At 36.2% G+C, this 425-nt stretch carries 1 protein-coding gene; it reads left to right on the top strand.

The window, feature by feature from the left end; translation table 11 throughout:
• Nucleotides 1–102 precede the first annotated feature (102 nt).
• A complete protein-coding gene (locus tag PL85_RS18595; protein ID WP_115340168.1) occupies nt 103–318 on the top strand; it encodes a TIGR02450 family Trp-rich protein in 216 nt (71 codons plus the stop codon).
• The last annotated feature ends 107 nt before the right edge of the window (nt 319–425 follow it).

The following is a 425-nucleotide window of genomic DNA, read 5'->3' as shown; positions in this document are numbered from 1 at the left end:
CCTTAGCCGGGCGTTAGGTGTCTTTAGTAACGCAGCCATCAATTGAACTTATTTTTCAAAATGTCCGTAAAATAATGAATTCATAATATTACGGAGTTAAAAATGAATCAGATTAATCCGGCAAAATTGCGTAATAGCAAATGGACAGCTGTAAAACCGATAAATCGAGAGAAACACTTTTTGGTGTCAGAGGTTGAGTATGAAGAAGACGGTTCAGTAACTTTGTGTAAGTTAGAATCTATTCTTTCCAAAAATGAATATTCCATTAATTGGCTTGAGTTAAAAAATGAAGAAAAATGGTCTCAAGGTTGGACATAATCGGCATTTGGGTAATACACCTAACAAACGGCTCAAGAGGGATTGCCAACGCGTGGCGACTTTAGTGCAAAATTGAAGTTCAGTGTTTACAGTGTGTTTTTTGAGTT

The organism is Vibrio anguillarum (assembly GCF_001989995.2).
GTDB lineage: Bacteria > Pseudomonadota > Gammaproteobacteria > Enterobacterales > Vibrionaceae > Vibrio > Vibrio anguillarum.
The sequence above is the reverse complement of the archived record's forward strand: the minus strand, read 5'-3'. Positions and strand labels throughout refer to the sequence as shown.